Origin of the sequence: Streptococcus sp. CP1998 (assembly GCF_041026655.1) — a bacterium.
GTDB lineage: Bacteria > Bacillota > Bacilli > Lactobacillales > Streptococcaceae > Streptococcus > Streptococcus dentalis.
The window spans coordinates 1182523-1199397 of the sequence record NZ_CP163380.1 but is presented as its reverse complement, the minus strand read 5'-3'; the positions used below and the strand labels follow the sequence as shown (position 1 = coordinate 1199397).

The following is a 16875-nucleotide window of genomic DNA, read 5'->3' as shown; positions in this document are numbered from 1 at the left end:
CTGCTTTCCAGGGAGAGTTTTTTCATCTTAAGAATTTGTGGTAAAATATGTATATCCATTAAAAAAAGAATCGAGTCGTATGAAATCATTATTGAAGTATTTTAAGGGCTATCTATGGGAAACTTTTCTAGGGCCCGTTTTTAAACTCTTAGAAGCTATTTTTGAATTGTGTGTCCCCTTAATCATCGCCCACTTAGTCGATCAGGTCATTCCAAAAAAGGAAACGAGCGCAGTTGTGATGACGGTCGGTGTTTTGTTTTTATTTGCGAGCTTTGGTGTCGTCGTAGCTATTACGGCCCAGTATTTTTCTTCTAAAGCAGCTGTCGGCTTTACCCGAGAGATGACCAAGGATTTGTATGATAAGATCTTATCACTTCCAAAGGACAAGCGAGATAGGATCGGGACTTCTAGTTTGGTAACCCGTCTCACTTCTGATACCTATCAAATCCAGGTTGGGATCAACCAATTCTTGCGCCTCTTTTTGAGAGCACCCATTATTGTCTTTGGATCGATCATCATGGCTTTCACCATCAGTCCTAAACTAACCCTTTGGTTCTTGGGGATGGTGGCGATTTTAACCCTGATTATTGTGATCATGTCACGGATTGTCAATCCGCTCTTTGCTAAGATTCGGAAAATCACAGACCGGATGGTTACGGTGACGCGTCAGCAATTTCAAGGGATGCGGGTGATTCGAGCCTTTGGACAACAGTCTGGTGAATTAGAAGATTTTAGAGAGGTCAATCAGGACTACAAGATCTGGCAAATTCGTGTTGGTATCTGGTCTAGTTTGGTGAGTCCCTTGACCTTCCTTGTGGTCAATACGACCTTGGTCTGTGTCATTTGGCAGGGACAACTAACTATCTCTGCTGGCCTACTAACCCAAGGGATGTTGGTCGCTTTGGTCAATTATTTATTGCAAATTTTAACAGAATTGATCAAACTCGCGATGCTGGTTACGTCTTTAAATGTCAGCTATATTTCTGCCAAGCGTGTCCAAGAGATTTTTGATTTGAAGGAAGAAGACCTCCTTGAAGCTTTGCCAGTAGAAACTGCAAGAGAGCAAGAAGCGATCAGCGCCCAGAAAGTTTCGTTCACTTATCCAACGGCTTCAAGCCCAGCTCTAGAAGATATTTCCTTTGATCTGGATCATGGACAGATGTTGGGAATTATCGGTGGTACAGGATCTGGGAAATCCACCCTGGTTCAGTTATTGAGTCACTTGTATTCCGTTAGTCATGGAAAATTAGCCCTCTTTCATCAAGGTCACTCTCCTAAAACTCTTAAGGAGTGGCGGGAGTGGGTAGCTGTTGTCCCACAGAAGGCAGAGCTCTTTAGAGGAACCATCCGCTCGAATCTCTTACTTGGAATGGAAGAAAATCTATCGGATGAAGATTTGTGGTGGGCACTAGAAACAGCTCAGGCGGCTGATTTTGTTCGTGAAAAAGAAGGACAACTCGATGAGCCAGTGGAAGCCTTTGGTCGAAATTTCTCAGGTGGCCAACGCCAGCGGTTGACCATTGCGCGTGCCCTTTTGAAGAAGGCTCCTTTCTTGATTTTGGATGATTCAACTTCTGCCTTGGATTATTTGACGGAAGCTCGTCTCTTAAAATCGATTAAAGAAGAATTGAGTGATACGAGTTTGATCTTAGTATCACAACGAACCAATAGTCTCAAGTCTGCTGATCAGATTTTAGTCTTGAACAAGGGACATCAAGTTGGACTGGGAAATCATGATTTCCTCTTGTCTACCAATGAGATTTATCAAGAAATTCATTATTCACAACACGGGAGGGAGGAAGCATGAGTCAAAAACGTTCTAGTTATGTAAAACGTCTATTTAGAGATTTTGCTCACCATCCCGGGCTCCTGATCCTAGCTAGTCTTGGAACCATCGCTCAAGTGGCCTTAACGGTTTGGTTGCCGATCCTGATCGGACATGCGGTTGACTTGGTCATTAATCCTCAAGGGATGACAGTCTTATGGCCCGTTTTGATCCAAATGGTTCTGGTCATTGTGGCCAATACCTTGATCCAATGGATCAATCCTCTTCTCTACAATCAATTGGTCTATCGTTTTAGCCAAAGCCTAAGAGCAGAAGTGATGGAAAAAGTATACCGATTGCCCTTGTCTTATCTAGATAAACAAGGGAGCGGGGACTTCGTCAGTCGCCTCACGACCGATGTAGAGCAACTCAATAGTGGTCTTCTGATGGTCTTTAACCAGTTCTTTGTTGGCCTCTTAACCATTCTTGTCACTATCGTGACGATGGCAGAATTGGATTTCTTTATGATGGTGGCGGTTCTGGTCTTGACCCCTTTATCCCTCTTGATTGCTCGTTTTATTGCCAAGCGTTCTTATACGCTTTTCCAAAAGCAGACCAAGTCGCGTGGTCTTCAAACTCAATTGATCGAAGAGTCCTTGACCCAGGAAAGCTTGATCCAGTCCTTTAACGCTCAGGATCAATTCCGTAAGGCTTTTAAGAGGACGAATGAAAGCTATGCCAATTATTCCCAATCCGCTGTCTTTTATTCTTCAACTGTCAACCCTGCCACTCGCTTTGTGAATGCCTTGATTTATGCAGTAGTGGCTGGATTTGGTGCTGTACGCATTATTTCGGGATCTCACTTTACTGTCGGTCAATTGGTGACCTTCCTCAATTATGTCAACCAATACACCAAGCCCTTTAATGATATCTCCTCTGTCTTGTCAGAACTCCAAAGTGCTCTTGCCTGCGCAGAGCGCTTGTACTGCGTCTTGGATCAAGCTGAGGTCGAAGAGACGGGGCAACGGGTCCTGGAAAGTCAGGATGTTAAAGGTGCGATTGGTTTTGAACACGTCACATTTGGCTATGATTTGGGGCGGACTTTGATCAAAGATTTAACCATTCAGGTTCCAGCTGCCAGTAAAGTGGCCATTGTAGGGCCTACAGGAGCAGGAAAATCGACCTTGATTAATCTGCTCATGCGTTTCTACCCTGTTAATTCTGGAGAGATCACGATTGATGGGGTACCAATTACGGACTACACTCGTGCTTCTTACCGCCAACAGTTTGGTATGGTCCTGCAAGAAACTTGGCTTAAGGTCGGGACCATTCATGAAAATATTGCCTTTTCTCGTCCAAATGCAACTAGAGAAGAAGTCATAGAAGCAGCCAAAGCGGCCAATGCAGATTTCTTCATTCGGCAGTTGCCACAAGGGTATGATACTTATCTTTCAGATGCTGGAGAGTCTTTGTCTCAAGGACAACGCCAACTCTTAACGATTGCGCGGGTTTTCCTTTCGGTTCCTAAGATTTTGATCTTGGATGAGGCGACATCCTCCATCGATACTCGGACTGAGGTCTTGATTCAAGACGCCTTTAATCAGCTCATGAAGGGACGGACCAGCTTTATCATTGCTCACCGCTTATCGACCATTCAAAATGCTGATATGATCCTTGTCATGGTCGATGGCGATATTGTTGAACATGGCACTCATGAAGAGCTAATGGAAGCGCAAGGTGTTTACTACAAGATGCAGACAGCTCAGCAACAGATTAGTTAGAATGTAGACAAACTATTATTAAAGTAAATAAGTAAAGTGATTCTGTAAAGAAATAAATATCTACTTAATTTGTATAACGAATTAAGAGAACATTAAAACTTTCCGCCGTGAGAAAAGTGCCTGAAACAATTTAGTTTCAGGCATTCGGGAGTTTTGAAACTTTAGGTTCAAAACTAAGTCATGGAACTTCGTAGAAGTTCGCTGACGTCCGTACTCACCTAAGGAAAGTTTTTAATATGTCTTTATCTTCAATCTAAGCATTTTCAGGTTTGAAAATGCTTTTTTGGACTAAAAAAACATCTAGCAAAATTGCTAGATGCTTCAGAACCACTCGTTTTTATCTTTTTAAACGTTTAGAACTTTATCCAAGAATTCTTTTAAACGTGGGTGTTGTGGGTTGTCGAAGATTTGGTCTGGTTTGCCATCTTCGAGGAATTCACCGTCTGCGGTAAAGATGACGCGGTTGGCTACTTGGCGGGCAAATCCCATCTCGTGGGTAACGATGATCATGGTCATGCCTTGCTCTGCCAACTCTTTCATAACGTTCAATACATCTCCAACCATCTCAGGGTCAAGGGCAGAAGTCGGTTCGTCAAAGAGCATAATATCTGGATTCATGGCAAGTCCACGGGCAATGGCCACACGTTGTTTTTGACCACCGGAAAGACTATTTGGATTGGCATCGGCTTTATCTGCGAGTCCAACTTTTTCCAACAATTCCATCCCGACTTTTTGAGCTTCTTCACGGGTCATCAGTTTGTGCTCTACTGGCGCAAACATAATGTTTTCAAGGACGCTCATGTGAGGGAAGAGGTTGAAGTGTTGGAAAACCATTCCGATATTTTCACGGACCAAATCAACATTGGTTTTTGGGTCGGTTAGATCATATCCATTTACGGTAATTTGACCTTTTGTAACTTCTTCGAGGAGATTGAGACTACGAAGGAAGGTTGATTTACCAGAACCGGACGGTCCGATAATGCAGACCACATCCCCTTCGTAGAATTTTGTTGAGATTCCTTTTAAGACCTCATTTTCACCGTAGTATTTGTGGAGGTCATGGACATCAATTTTTAATTTAGCCATTAGTTAGCCCTCTTTTCTAATTTTTTTGCAAATCGTGTTAGCAAGGTGATAATCACGAGGTAGAAGACGGCAAGGATCGCATACATCTTGAAACTTTGGTAGTTTCGAGCGATGATAATCTTACCAGTTTGGAAGAGTTCTACCAATCCGATCGCAGATACGATAGTCGTATCTTTCAGGGCAATGACGAATTGGTTAACAAAGTTTGGAAGCATGAGTTTGGTTGCTTGTGGCAAGATGATCTTGCGCATGGTCTTGCCATAAGAGATCCCAAGGCTTCGGCTAGCTTCCATCTGTCCAATCGGTACAGCTTGGATCCCCCACGGACAATTTCTGCGATATAGGCGACATTGAGAGAGAGGGCAATAGTACCTGCGACAAAGTCGTTGATTGGGGATTGATGACCTGTGACCGATTCAATCAAGTTTGGAATTCCCCAGAAGATGAAGGCGGCGAGGATCATGAGTGGGATCCCACGAATAACATCGACAAAGATTTCAGCAGTCCAGCGGAGCCACTTATAAGGGCTAACACTAAACATCCCAAAGATAACACCGATCACCATAGCAATGGCGAAAGAGAGAAGTGCAAGGGCAAGAGTCACACCCAAACCACTTAACAATTGTTTGTAATTGTTTTGAAGCAAGCCCCAGATCGTTGTTTCATCTGCTGTTGTACTTGAAGTACTTGACTTGCTATCTGCTTTAAGGTATTTATCGAGAATTTTTTGGTATTGACCACTTTTCTTCAAGTTTGCAAGACCGTTATTGAACATTTCGATCAATTCAGGATTTTCACCCTTCTTAACGGCAAATGCTAGTTGACCACTTGGAGTACCTTCGATAGGTGTTTTGAATTTACGTCCTTGTTTAATAGCGTATTTGATAACAGGTTCGTCATCCATAATCGCTGCAACAGAACCAGAATTCAAACTATCATACATAGAAGCTCCGTCAGAGAAGGTTTTGATCTTGTAACCATATTTCTTTTGGTTTTCTTCAAGGAAGTTTTGTGAGGAAGTACCGTTTTTAACACCGACTGTCTTTCCTTTTAGATCATCATAAGAATCAATCTTGCTGCTTTCTTGAACGGCTAGAATAGAATTGGCCGTGTAGTATGGTTCAGAAAAATCAAATGTTTCTTTCCGAGCATCTGTTACGGTCATCCCTGCGATCATTCCTTGCGCATGGCCGGATTGGACATCACTTACCGCAGCATCAAATCCAGGATTATTAATCTCGATGGTAAATCCTTGGTCTTTGGCAATCGCCTTGATCAAGTCCATATCGATCCCTGTGTATTTGTTTTTCCCATTTTGGAAGACAAATGGTGCAAAGGAAGAATCACTTGAAATGCTATATTTTGACTTTTTAGGAGTTGCTTTTTGACCAGCAGGAGTAGTTGTTTCTGGAACAGCACTGTTACTTGATGATTGACTTTCACCTGTCCATTTCTTGATGATCTCATCAAGTGTCCCGTCAGCTTTCATTTGAGCGAGAGCCTTGTTAAATTCAGTGATCAACTTTTCATGATTTCCACCTTTTTTAACACCAAAGGCAAAGCCACCGACTGCTTCCCCGTCCATATTGATAGCTAGATCCTGACCCTTTTGGATGGCGTATTGAATAACAGGTTGATCATCCATGACTGCATCCACTGCACCAGCTGATAAACTGTTATACATGAGATCACCGGTATCAAAAGTCTTGATCTTGTAGCCGTACTTGTCCTTGTTTTTATCGAGGAAGCGTTGGGCTGCAGTTCCGTTTTTAACACCGACTGTCTTCCCTTTTAATTGGCTGTACTTCGTGATTTTGTCAGCTTTTTTAGTAGCAATGACAACTTTTGTATCGTAGTAAGTATCAGACATGGTGAAGACTTTTTCACGTTCGGTTGTTTTGGTCATCCCTGCCATAATGGCATCCGCTTGACCAGCTTGAACTGCATTGACCGCTGCATCAAATCCAGGGAAGGATTTATCCAAATCCCAGCCATTGATTTCAGCGACCTTGTCCAAGATCTCTACGTCAATTCCTTTATAGGTTTGATCTGAATCCTTAAATTCAAACGGTGCATATGCTGTGTCAAAAACGACCTTGATCGTTTCAGCATGAGCATGACTAGCGAATGCAACGAATGGAAATAAGAAAAGCAAACATGCTAGTAATTTTTTCTTCATTTCTGTCTCCTTCTAATTCTTTCTCTTAGGGTATTTAACCCATGAGCACATTGACCAAAGGATGGCCTTAAAAAAACAAATCATTCATACCAAAACGAGTATGAATGGTCTTATGTTTTTCTACAAAAGCTATTATATCAGAAAATAGTTTGATTTGCAAGAAAAATCCAGCTTTGATGTTAGGTTATCTAACATGAGTTGATCTTGCAACCCTGGATTTTGTTTGCTACAATGGACCTATCAGATAAATGGAGGTTGATCATGAAGAAAGGAAAGATGATTCAGGATATAAAAACTAACACCTCATGGCCAGTTCTTATTTCTACACTATTTTATGTATTATTAGCATCTCTCTTTATAGAAGGAGGCCTATGGCTCAGTAGTGAATTGGTGGGGCCATTTTCCTTAGTTATAGGTTTTCTAGTGGAGTTCTTTTCGCCAGGAAATGGGACAGCAAGTATTCAAGAATTTTTCTACCATTATCTTCTCTATTATGAGCTCTTCAGTTTTGTAATCATTCTCATCCTCTTTATTTTTTGGGTGAAAGTAATAGAGAAGAATTCCTTATCAACTTTAGGTTTTGTAAAAAAGAACTGGCTCAAGTATCTAGGTTGGGGGATCTTGCTTTCCCTTCTTCAAATGGGAGTGATTGCCCTTGTCTACCAGCTAGGTGGAATCGGGACTTTTGAGCTGAATGAATTAAGTTTAGAACCCATCCTCTTTATTCTAGGCTTATTCCCATTTTGGCTCCTTCAAGGAGGGACTGAAGAAGTAGCGACGCGGGGTTGGCTTCTAACTCGGATTGCAGCCAGAGCTAATCTACCCTTAGCGATCGCGATTTCTAGTAGTCTCTTTGGCATTCTGCATATGGGAAATGCAGGAGTGACCTTCTTATCCGTTCTGAATATCATCCTCGATGGAGTGCTGGCTGGTCTGCTTTTTATCTATACCGATAGTATCTGGCTAGTGGTCGCCCAACACGGAACTTGGAACTATGTACAAGGAAATCTCCTTGGTTTTCAAGTCAGTGGCACAGGTGCAGATGCGTCTATCTTTAGTTTTACCATGGGAGATGGACCTGACTGGTTGACCGGAGGGGCATTTGGAGCAGAAGGATCAATCATCACCACTCTGGTTCTTCTTGTATCCCTAGTGATTGTCTATCGCTTAGGGGAGAGGAAAGAAAAGTTTGATGACTAACCTCTGTGTAATGTCTGAAAGTCATATATGAAAAAGACAAACACCAAAAATGACGTTTGTCTGCCTTCTGAGTCGAACACATATTGATGAGTTCGGCTTTTTCTATATAATAATGGGAATGATTAGCTTGACTTGTGCACCATTATGAATATTTTCTAAATGCATAGTTCCATTATGAAGTTTCATGACGCGTTTCACGAAAGATAAACCAAGTCCAAAGTGACTTTCTTGAGAGGGTGTTCTTGCTTGGTCCTCTTTATAGAAAAGATTTCCAGCATGGTGTAATACATTTTTTGAAAAAGTAGATTGATTATTCCATATGGTTAGAACTAATCGATTATTTTCTTGTGACATTGTTAGCTGGATCTTTGCATCATTTTCTTTTTGATGTTGTATTGCATTATTAATAATATTGGTGATTGCTCGAAAAAATAGATTGGAATGAATGGCAATTTGTGTTGATGGAGTTACTGTATTTGAAAAAACAAATTGTGTACTTCTAGGGAGTAACGGAGTAATATGTTCCTTCAATTGATGAGTTAATTGTTGAATCGATATATTTTCAAGTTGAATATCATGGTCGTAAAAGGTTTTGGAATATTGGATAAAGTGGTTAAAATAATCGTTTAACTGAATGCTTGCTTGCTCAAGATCTTTTAGACATTCCATTGTTTGAGGTGTTTGCTCAGTGGATTGTAAGAATTCAGCATTTCCTCTGATAACAGTTAGAGGGCTACGAAGATCATGTGCAGCGCTAGATACTTGAAACATGAGTTCTTTTTTTTGATCTTTTTCATTTTGAATTCTATTTTTTATATCAGATTGCATTTTTTCAATCAGATCGTTTGTTTCAATGAATTCTTTAATCTGCAAATGGTGATGTTCATTTTTGGTGAAATATAGTCCACTATGATAAACCATGTTCATTTCTTTTTGAATCTTGGTTAATAATTGTCTAATATTTATTACAATGATAAAAATTAAAATGATGCAAAGATAAATCCAAGAACTGACGCTAAAAAATAAAGCAAAGCGATTGACATTTTTCTCATTAATTCCAGATACAGAAGATAGAAGAGCTGGAACTATGTAAAAAAGTATCAGACATAGAAGAAATTGCCAAATGATTTTAAGGTAGGTACGCTTAATGAGTTGCTTGATTGTCAATTCTTTTTCCATTTGTATCCACCTCCCCAAACGGTTTTGATTGGATCAATTTGATGAATCTTAAATTTTTGTCTAATTTGATAGATGTATTCAGTGATGGATCGTAGTTGTGCGTCAGAGTCTACAGGATAGAGGTAATTGTAAAGTTCTTCTATGCTAAATATTCGGTTCTCATTTTTTGCTAAAAGATAAAGTAAATCAAACTCTCTCTTGGTCAATGAAATTCTCTTTGATTGATAATAAACTTCTTGACTATCTCGATAAAAAGTTATATTTGACTCCATCTCTTCTTTAGAGGAATGGTGTGATCTTTCTTCTCTACGAAGATGCATTTGAATTCTTGCAATTAATTCCTTTATGCTGAATGGTTTTGTGATGTAATCATCTGCCCCAGCTTGAATCCCTTTTAGTAAATCTTCTTCAAAATCTTTAGCGGTTAGAAATAGGATTGGAGTAGCAATTTGTGAACGAATGGAACGACAGATTTCTAAACCAGAAATAGGCATCATGACGTCAAGTAAAATTAGATCGAATCCAGTAAAGTCACAGATGTTAATCTCCTCTATATTTTTACGAGTTTCCACGTGAAAGTTGTTCGCTTTTAATGCATTCGCTATTAATCGTAAGATTTTTTCATCATCGTCAATGGCTAAAATTTTATACTTCATAGTTCCTCCAATTATATGAGCATATTATAGCAAATATAGAATGTAATTTGTTGAAAATGAAAAAAATAATTATTCTGAGAATTTCCTGATTTTCTCCTGTTATACTTGCTCCAAGTGAAGGTGGAATTTCACTAAAAGTCAGAAAGGAAAAAGAATGAATGATAACAATTCAAAAGCTACATAAGGAATATAATAATAAAATTGTCCTTCAAAACGTGTCTTTCAAAGCAAAAAAAGGTGAGATTACTGGATTGATTGGACCAAATGGATCCGGAAAATCAACTTTAATTAGAATTTTACTTGGTTTAGAAAATAGTCAAATGGGGATAGCGTTGATCGATGGCAAAAAATACTCTCAATTGGGAGATAATCCTTTTGGTATTGTTGGATCATTCCTAGATAGTTGTCAACCTTATCCAACTAGAACAGGATTTCAGCATCTTCGGTGGATTGGCTTGGCTTGTGGCGTTGACAAAAATAGGTGCAACGAATGTTTAGAGTTGGTGGGGTTAAGTGAAGCTAAAAATAAAAAAGTAAAAGACTATTCATTAGGAATGAAGCAACGTCTTGGTTTAGCAACAGCCTTATTAGCAAATCCTGACATCTTAATTTTAGATGAACCAATCAATGGACTAGATCCAGAAGGAATACGCTGGGTACGCAATTTTTTGCAGTCTTTTGTCAATGAAGGTAAGACTGTATTAATGACAAGTCATTATATGAGTGAGTTAGAATTAACTGTAGATCATTTGGTTGGGATTTCTAATGGGAAGATTGTTATTGATGCTCCTACCAAAGACATTTTGAAACAGTTTGGATCTTTTGAAGAGGCATATTTTAAGGCACTCGAAGGGAAAGAAGGTGAATAATATGTTGAAGCGTTCCTTTTTTAGTGACCTCTATAAATATTGTAGTTTACCTACTTTTAAATTCACTTTTTTTCTTATTTTGGGAGTCAGCATATTTTTTTCAATTCAAAATATCCAGGTGATAAATGCTTTAGTAGAAGGAAATGGACAGGCTGTTAACCTTGATCCATCTATGCTATCATCGAATCCAGTCTATACAGTCAGAGATGCTCTCTTATCCTCACCCTACCAAGCAAGTGTTATTTTCTTACCAATCTTAGTTTCACTTGTTTATTCAACCCATTACCAATTTGGTGATGATAATTTTACTCAGTTATTGATCCCAAACTGGAAAGTTCGTCTTACTGGGTTTATTGCAAGTTCGATTGTCTTATCGTTACTTGCTACTTTAATATTTTCTATAGTAAACGCTATTATTTTACTCGTTTTTCTAGATTCAACTTTAAAGAATTATTTAGAATTTACTTTGTTTTTAGATGTTACGGTAAGAGTTATGATATTTGCAATCGTTCTTACTTTATTAGCTTTACTTTTCGTAATAGTAACGAAAAAATCAATGACTTCATTAATTGCAGATGTTTTATTATTGGTAATCACTTTATCAGGTATTTTAAGAGGAATTTCCTCTAAAATTGAAGATCTATTGCCTTTGATTGGAGCAAAGTCATTTGCTTTTGGCCGAATTGAAGGGACTCAAACGAGCCAATTATATGGATTTACACTTTTAGTAGTAGAAGGAATCTTGTTCTTGGTATTCATAATGCTTGTAGAAATGATTCGAATGAGGAGGAAGAATGGCAAGAATATTTTTTAGTCTTATCGTCAAAAAATATAGTTTAAAACCCGTAAAGTACCAGATAGCTATACAGTCACTTTTGATAGGTTTTGTGTGTCTCTTAGGTGTTTTACCAGTTTCAATCAATGATACTGTTGTACAATTATCTATAAAGCAAGCTCTTGTTTTTGCATCAATGCTCTCTGTTAGTATTGGGTGTGTTAATGCATTTGTTGAGTTACAATCTCACGAAACAAAACTAGTTTATTTGGTAAGTGGAAAAAGGATCTTAAGTTCAATTCGGATCCTGTTCGTAGAATTATGTGATGTAGTACTACAATCAACCTTGTATTTCATTGTACTGCTTGTATGGTTTCATTTTTTTAGGAGCGAAAATGGTGTCAGTTTAGAACTTTTCAGTTTCTATTTGATTGGCTCCATCCAATATTTTTTGATTTCTTACTTCTTAAGTTATTTTTTCAAAAGTCCAATGGGGAGTTTAGCTATTTTGCTGCTATTTCCTATTTTGGTACAACCATTCATAGAAAGAGTAGTGGAACCATTGACTAGTTATCTATTTTATAATATTGTTGCTGAAACAATATTAGGGAGAGTTTCCAATTTGCAACTCTGTACTTACGTTATTGGACTTGTATGTTCACTTGGAGCAACTCTCTACCTCTTGGTAAGGAATCAAGAAGTTAAGTAATAAATAAAAATGATACTAATGAGCAAACCTTGCTAATTTTGTATATCATGGACACTGATGTTTATTACGTATTGCATTGTTTTAGAATAAAAAACAAGACTTTCGAAGTAATTGCGAGAGTCTTGTTTAGTTTTCACTCTAATGCGTGTCCAATTAATTATTTTGTAATATGTTGTTTTCCCTTTCATTCCTCATCTCAGAGAATTCTGGTGATTTATGGTAAAATAAGGTCTATATATGTGAGGTCAAAGAGATGATTAATCGAGTAACAGATAACAAATTTAAACTAGTATCGAAATACCAACCGTCTGGGGATCAACCGCAGGCTATTGAGCAGTTGGTGGATAACATCGAGGGGGGCGAGAAGGCCCAAATCCTGATGGGGGCAACTGGTACGGGGAAGACCTATACTATGAGTCAGGTTATTGCCCAGGTCAATAAGCCGACCCTGGTCATTGCCCACAATAAAACGCTAGCGGGCCAGCTCTATGGGGAGTTCAAGGAATTTTTTCCTGAAAATGCGGTCGAGTATTTCGTATCTTACTACGATTACTACCAGCCAGAAGCCTATGTGCCATCGAGCGATACCTATATCGAAAAAGATAGTTCGGTCAATGATGAGATTGACAAGCTTCGTCACTCAGCAACCTCCGCTCTTTTAGAACGAAATGACGTCATTGTCGTCGCGTCTGTTTCGTGTATCTATGGGTTGGGTTCGCCTAAGGAATACGCGGACAGCGTGGTAAGTTTACGTCCAGGGCTTGAGATTTCTCGTGATAAATTGCTCAACGACTTGGTGGATATCCAGTTTGAGCGCAATGACATCGACTTTCAACGGGGGAAATTCCGTGTTCGGGGAGATGTGGTCGAGATTTTCCCAGCTTCGCGCGATGAACATGCCTTTCGGGTGGAGTTCTTTGGAGACGAGATTGAGCGGATTCGTGAGATTGAAGCTCTGACAGGCCAGGTTCTGGGAGATGTGGACCACTTAGCCATTTTCCCAGCCACTCACTTCGTGACCAATGAAGACCATATGGAAGTGGCCATTGCCAAGATTCAGGCTGAGCTGGAAGAACAGTTAGCTATCTTTGAGAAGGAAGGAAAACTGCTGGAAGCCCAACGCCTGAAGCAACGGACCGAGTACGATATTGAAATGTTGCGGGAGATGGGCTACACCAATGGGGTGGAGAACTATTCCCGTCATATGGAAGGCCGGAGTGAAGGAGAGCCACCGTTTACTCTTTTTGACTTTTTCCCAGAAGATTTTCTCATCATGGTCGATGAAAGTCACATGACCATGGGCCAAATCAAGGGCATGTACAACGGAGACCGCTCGCGTAAGGAGATGTTGGTCAACTATGGCTTCCGTTTGCCGTCTGCTTTGGACAACCGGCCACTGCGTCGTGAAGAGTTTGAAAGTCACGTCCACCAGATTGTCTATGTTTCTGCGACACCAGGTGACTATGAAATGGAACAAACGGACACTATCATCGAGCAGATCATTCGTCCGACAGGTCTTCTGGATCCAGAGGTGGAAGTACGCCCTACCATGGGACAAATGGACGATCTCTTGGGTGAAATCAATGCGCGTGTAGAACGGGGAGAGCGGACCTTTGTTACGACCCTGACCAAGAAGATGGCAGAAGACTTGACCGACTACTTCAAGGAAATGGGTGTTAAGGTAAAATACATGCACTCGGACATTAAGACCTTAGAGCGGACAGAAATCATCCGTGATTTGCGTTTGGGCGTCTTTGATGTCTTGGTCGGGATCAACCTTCTTCGTGAAGGGATTGACGTACCAGAAGTCAGTCTAGTTGCTATACTTGATGCTGACAAGGAAGGTTTCCTGCGTAATGAACGTGGTTTGATCCAGACCATTGGTCGTGCTGCCCGTAATAGTGAGGGTCACGTGATCATGTATGCGGACACCATGACCCAGTCTATGCAAAAAGCCATCGATGAAACAGCCCGTCGTCGGAAAATCCAGATGGCTTATAATGAAGAGCATGGCATTGTGCCACAAACCATCAAGAAGGAAATCCGTGACCTGATCTCTGTTACCAAGGCGGTGGCCAAGGAAGAGGATAAGGAAGTGGATATCACCAGTCTCAACCGCCAAGAGCGCAAGGAACTGGTCAAGAAACTGCAAGGCCAGATGCAAGAAGCCGTCGAAGTGCTTGACTTTGAACTAGCGGCCCAAATCCGTGATATGATGTTGGAAGTCAAGGCTTTGGATTAGATAGGATAAAGCGAATGAAGATTATCATTAAAACAATGGAAACTCCTGAAGAGATAGAAGGAAAATCTCTCGTTCATTGGCAAACGTGGAGAGAGGCTTATGACAATCTTTTACCCGCGGAATATCAGGAGACGATGACATTAGAAAGATGTCGATTCTTTAGTCAAAAGTATCCAGAAAATACCTTGATTGCGCTGGATGGAAAGAAGGTCGTTGGATTTATCAGCTATGGAAATTTTCGTGATGAAGCCATTCAAGCTGGTGAAATCATTGCCTTATATGTTTTAAAAGATTACTATGGAAAAGGTGTGAGTGAACAGTTAATGCATGCTGCATTTGCTGCTCTCGATCATTTCTCTGAAATTTATTTATGGGTATTGAAAGATAATAAGCGAGCCATTGCTTTCTATCAAAAAATGGGTTTTACTTTTGATGGCCAAGAAAAAATACTTGAACTTGGAAAAACTGTTAAGGAATTGCGGATGATGTGTTCTTCAAATAAAAATCTCTAAAGGACCTATCTATCAAGCTTTGAACCATTATCAATTAATCAAGTAAAAAAATAAAAGAGATAGAATGAACCAAAGAAATGAAGGAGAGGACGAATGAAGATTTTAGTCATCAACGGGCATCCGGATAAGGAAAGTTACTGTCAGGCTATTTTTCAAACCATTGTCGAAACTATTGACTTAAATCGCCACGAGCTTAAAGTGATCAATCTCAATGAAGAGGACTTTGATCCTGTTCTTCGCTATGGTTATCGAAAGCGGATGGAGGAAGATTCCTTTATCCTTCGTTCTCAAGAATGGATCCAGTGGGCGGATCACCTGATCTTTGTCTATCCCATCTGGTGGAGTAGTATGCCGAGCCTCATGAAGGGCTGGATCGATCGGGTCTTCACACCGGGGATTGCTTACTCAGCCAATGATCAGGGTAGCTTTATCTGGAATTACCTGAGAGGCAAGCAATTCAATAAGTTGCTCAAAGGAAAAACGGCCAGTATTTATGCGACCTCCATGGCGCCTACTTGGTGGTATAAGATCTTTTCAGGTCCTCTCAACATTCCCGATAGTTATGGCATCTCTGTTTTGAAGAATGCCGTCTTGAACCACTGTGGGATTAAAACCAAGCGTGTCTGCATTTTGGGAGAAGTCGGCCGGGATGTGAACACCGCTAGCATTCGAGAACACCATCTCCAAAAGGTAGCAGCAGAAGTGAAGAAACTTTGATCAGAGATGGGTTACTACTGATAAGTTAGTGTCTTTAGTTGTATTTTAATTGGCTTTTGGTTAAACTATTAACATAATCTATAAAATGTAGGAATGATTCCATATGTTTCTTTTTATCTATATGATCTATGTCATTTATTCACTATCAAAAATGAAAAGAGAAGGAAAAAGAGTCTCTATTTTTACGAAGATTGTCGTCTTTGGTTTATTGGTTTTATCATTGATTATGATGTATTTCAGGATTTTGGCATTTTTATTTTCCCCTTTGCCATTTTTTGGTTTTCTAGCCTCTCTTGTTCTTGGTAGTATGATGTTATCTCTCAAACTAGTTATTGCCCTTGCATTACTATTGTTGTCACTAAGTCTATTCTTAGACAGCAAAAAAAGTGATCCAGATGCGCCCCTAATTGATCATTGGCTACGGTTGGCAGTCCATGTACTCTTGATCATTATCTAAGATAAGAAGATTATTGGTTTTTTAAGCTTTGAACCAATGTTTACATAGGAGAGGTCAATGATGGGAAAGTATTTGTACCTGTTTAGGATTGTGTATCTTATTCTTTTACTTTTCGTGTTTGCCAACTTCCTTTTAGAATTGTTTGGCTACGCATTTACGCCACTTCTTTGGAATCCCTGGCTGTATCTAGGAGCAGTGACGGCATTTAGTCACATCTGGTATCGCTTCTATCGAACTCACACAGTCAATTGGAAGAATGTAGTGGGGCTACTGTTTAGTTTCTTTGCTAGCCTGATCCTAGTATTATTCATTGTGTTTTTCTTTAGTTTTGATGGTCATGGTTCGGTAACGATTCACTCGGAATATTATTTAAAAGAGAAGTCAATTGTCTTTCAAAGAGGCTCCCTTTTAGATGCCTTTGATGAATACCATGAGCTGGTGAATCCCTTTGTCATGAAAAAAGAAATAGAGAAGAAAGTATATATTGATTAATTGTTACCATCATAGAAAGGTAGTTTATGTCACGTAAAACGTCTACTATATTGACCAACTTATGTATGGTCGAAGATCTTGAAAATGGGAAAGTCGTCCTTTCGTCTTTATTTTCACTTGACTCAGCTTATATCTGGTTTCCTATTGTCATCTACCTTCTAGTCTTGATGTTAACTTTGGCAATCTTCTTTCTCTCTAAAGGTTCAAAAAAAGGAATAGATGATAATGAAGATGAGTAGACAAATGAAGTACAAGA

15 protein-coding genes and 1 pseudogene are annotated in these 16875 nt (G+C 39.7%); 12 read left to right on the top strand and 4 right to left on the bottom strand.

What is annotated here, in order from left to right:
- Positions 1-79 precede the first annotated feature (79 nt).
- A complete protein-coding gene (locus tag AB4X21_RS06160; RefSeq protein ID WP_320910655.1) occupies positions 80-1807 on the top strand; it encodes an ABC transporter ATP-binding protein in 1728 nt (575 codons plus the stop codon).
- Complete coding sequence (locus tag AB4X21_RS06155) at positions 1804-3546, top strand: ABC transporter ATP-binding protein (RefSeq protein WP_369087658.1); 1743 nt, start codon at positions 1804-1806, stop codon at positions 3544-3546. Before AB4X21_RS06160 ends, AB4X21_RS06155 begins: the two co-directional genes overlap by 4 nt.
- Before the next feature lie 345 nt (positions 3547-3891).
- On the opposite strand, the gene AB4X21_RS06150 is transcribed toward AB4X21_RS06155, so the two are convergent.
- Positions 3892-4632, bottom strand: a complete 741-nt coding sequence (locus AB4X21_RS06150; RefSeq protein ID WP_003007564.1) for an amino acid ABC transporter ATP-binding protein — start codon at positions 4630-4632, stop codon at positions 3892-3894.
- Positions 4632-6811, bottom strand: a pseudogene (locus AB4X21_RS06145) (amino acid ABC transporter substrate-binding protein/permease). The gene AB4X21_RS06150 and the pseudogene AB4X21_RS06145 overlap by 1 nt, the downstream one beginning before the upstream one ends.
- 261 nt (positions 6812-7072) lie before the next feature.
- Here AB4X21_RS06145 and AB4X21_RS06140 point away from each other — a divergent pair.
- The gene (locus AB4X21_RS06140; protein WP_369087657.1) at positions 7073-8011 is read left to right on the top strand and encodes a CPBP family intramembrane glutamic endopeptidase; all 939 of its coding nucleotides are present in this window, start codon (positions 7073-7075) and stop codon (positions 8009-8011) included.
- Positions 8012-8113: 102 nt separating this feature from the next.
- Here AB4X21_RS06140 and AB4X21_RS06135 read toward each other — a convergent pair whose 3' ends face one another.
- Complete coding sequence (locus tag AB4X21_RS06135) at positions 8114-9190, bottom strand: sensor histidine kinase KdpD (protein WP_003001732.1); 1077 nt, start codon at positions 9188-9190, stop codon at positions 8114-8116.
- Complete coding sequence (locus AB4X21_RS06130; protein ID WP_369087656.1) at positions 9175-9846, bottom strand: response regulator transcription factor; 672 nt, start codon at positions 9844-9846, stop codon at positions 9175-9177. The genes AB4X21_RS06135 and AB4X21_RS06130 overlap by 16 nt, the downstream gene beginning before the upstream one ends.
- Positions 9847-10004: 158 nt before the next feature.
- Here AB4X21_RS06130 and AB4X21_RS06125 point away from each other — a divergent pair, with 158 nt between their 5' ends.
- The 9 genes from AB4X21_RS06125 to AB4X21_RS06085 all read left to right on the top strand — a co-directional run bounded on the left by AB4X21_RS06125 (position 10005) and on the right by AB4X21_RS06085 (position 16858).
- A complete protein-coding gene (locus tag AB4X21_RS06125; protein ID WP_369087655.1) occupies positions 10005-10715 on the top strand; it encodes an ABC transporter ATP-binding protein in 711 nt (236 codons plus the stop codon).
- Position 10716: 1 nt separating this feature from the next.
- On the top strand, positions 10717-11529 hold the full coding sequence (locus AB4X21_RS06120; protein ID WP_369087654.1) for a hypothetical protein: 813 nt from the start codon (positions 10717-10719) through the stop codon (positions 11527-11529).
- Positions 11510-12199 carry a hypothetical protein gene (locus AB4X21_RS06115; RefSeq protein ID WP_369087653.1) on the top strand — a complete coding sequence of 230 codons (690 nt, stop codon included), beginning with the start codon at positions 11510-11512 and terminating at the stop codon, positions 12197-12199. The genes AB4X21_RS06120 and AB4X21_RS06115 overlap by 20 nt, the downstream gene beginning before the upstream one ends.
- Before the next feature lie 253 nt (positions 12200-12452).
- Positions 12453-14441 carry an excinuclease ABC subunit UvrB gene (uvrB, locus tag AB4X21_RS06110; protein ID WP_369087652.1) on the top strand — a complete coding sequence of 663 codons (1989 nt, stop codon included), beginning with the start codon at positions 12453-12455 and terminating at the stop codon, positions 14439-14441.
- A 14-nt stretch (positions 14442-14455) separates the two neighbouring features.
- Entirely contained in the window at positions 14456-14953 is a 498-nt protein-coding gene (locus AB4X21_RS06105) for an N-acetyltransferase family protein (RefSeq protein WP_369087651.1), read from the top strand.
- Positions 14954-15046: 93 nt separating this feature from the next.
- Positions 15047-15670 carry an NAD(P)H-dependent oxidoreductase gene (locus AB4X21_RS06100; RefSeq protein WP_369087650.1) on the top strand — a complete coding sequence of 208 codons (624 nt, stop codon included), beginning with the start codon at positions 15047-15049 and terminating at the stop codon, positions 15668-15670.
- Positions 15671-15773: 103 nt separating this feature from the next.
- On the top strand, positions 15774-16127 hold the full coding sequence (locus AB4X21_RS06095) for a diacylglyceryl transferase (RefSeq protein WP_369087649.1): 354 nt from the start codon (positions 15774-15776) through the stop codon (positions 16125-16127).
- A gap of 57 nt (positions 16128-16184) precedes the next feature.
- Complete coding sequence (locus AB4X21_RS06090; protein ID WP_003001615.1) at positions 16185-16619, top strand: hypothetical protein; 435 nt, start codon at positions 16185-16187, stop codon at positions 16617-16619.
- Positions 16620-16645: 26 nt separating this feature from the next.
- On the top strand, positions 16646-16858 hold the full coding sequence (locus AB4X21_RS06085) for a hypothetical protein (RefSeq protein WP_320910667.1): 213 nt from the start codon (positions 16646-16648) through the stop codon (positions 16856-16858).
- The last annotated feature ends 17 nt before the right edge of the window (positions 16859-16875 follow it).

Coding starts and splice junctions, on each gene's coding strand:
- AB4X21_RS06160 (WP_320910655.1), top strand. CDS start 80: ATGAAATCATTATTGAAGTATTTTAAGGGCTATCTATGGGAAACTTTT.
- AB4X21_RS06155 (WP_369087658.1), top strand. CDS start 1,804: ATGAGTCAAAAACGTTCTAGTTATGTAAAACGTCTATTTAGAGATTTT.
- AB4X21_RS06150 (WP_003007564.1), bottom strand. CDS start 4,632: ATGGCTAAATTAAAAATTGATGTCCATGACCTCCACAAATACTACGGT.
- AB4X21_RS06140 (WP_369087657.1), top strand. CDS start 7,073: ATGAAGAAAGGAAAGATGATTCAGGATATAAAAACTAACACCTCATGG.
- AB4X21_RS06135 (WP_003001732.1), bottom strand. CDS start 9,190: ATGGAAAAAGAATTGACAATCAAGCAACTCATTAAGCGTACCTACCTT.
- AB4X21_RS06130 (WP_369087656.1), bottom strand. CDS start 9,846: ATGAAGTATAAAATTTTAGCCATTGACGATGATGAAAAAATCTTACGA.
- AB4X21_RS06125 (WP_369087655.1), top strand. CDS start 10,005: ATGATAACAATTCAAAAGCTACATAAGGAATATAATAATAAAATTGTC.
- AB4X21_RS06120 (WP_369087654.1), top strand. CDS start 10,717: ATGTTGAAGCGTTCCTTTTTTAGTGACCTCTATAAATATTGTAGTTTA.
- AB4X21_RS06115 (WP_369087653.1), top strand. CDS start 11,510: ATGGCAAGAATATTTTTTAGTCTTATCGTCAAAAAATATAGTTTAAAA.
- uvrB (WP_369087652.1), top strand. CDS start 12,453: ATGATTAATCGAGTAACAGATAACAAATTTAAACTAGTATCGAAATAC.
- AB4X21_RS06105 (WP_369087651.1), top strand. CDS start 14,456: ATGAAGATTATCATTAAAACAATGGAAACTCCTGAAGAGATAGAAGGA.
- AB4X21_RS06100 (WP_369087650.1), top strand. CDS start 15,047: ATGAAGATTTTAGTCATCAACGGGCATCCGGATAAGGAAAGTTACTGT.
- AB4X21_RS06095 (WP_369087649.1), top strand. CDS start 15,774: ATGTTTCTTTTTATCTATATGATCTATGTCATTTATTCACTATCAAAA.
- AB4X21_RS06090 (WP_003001615.1), top strand. CDS start 16,185: ATGATGGGAAAGTATTTGTACCTGTTTAGGATTGTGTATCTTATTCTT.
- AB4X21_RS06085 (WP_320910667.1), top strand. CDS start 16,646: ATGTCACGTAAAACGTCTACTATATTGACCAACTTATGTATGGTCGAA.